General features: G+C 35.0%; 1 protein-coding gene. It reads right to left on the reverse strand.

Annotation, left to right across the window (positions count from 1 at the left end; translation table 11 throughout):
- A partial coding sequence (gene hisG / locus SB717_RS35685; protein WP_410907684.1) for an ATP phosphoribosyltransferase occupies positions 1 to 274 on the reverse strand: 274 nt, incomplete at both ends.

Genomic DNA, 274 nt, shown 5'->3' on the forward strand with positions numbered 1-274 from the left:
GTCTTTTTTAGTTTTTAAGGCTGCCTTATTTACAATCATCCGAGCCGATATAGAGTGCATTTCCTCAAATACAATAAGTCCATTCTCTTGTAATGTTTTTCCTGTTTCAACAATATCTACAATCGCATCTGCCAATCCAAGAAGAGGAGCGATTTCTACAGAACCTTCTATTTTAATAATTTCTACATCCTCTCCCTTATCATGAAAATAAGTAGAAGTAATATGCGGGTATTTCGTAGCAATTCTTTTCTTCCGGTAACTCTTCGGATTATAC

It is taken from the genome of Priestia sp. SIMBA_032 (assembly GCF_046535215.1).
In the GTDB taxonomy this organism is placed as follows: Bacteria; Bacillota; Bacilli; order Bacillales; family Bacillaceae_H; genus Priestia; species Priestia aryabhattai.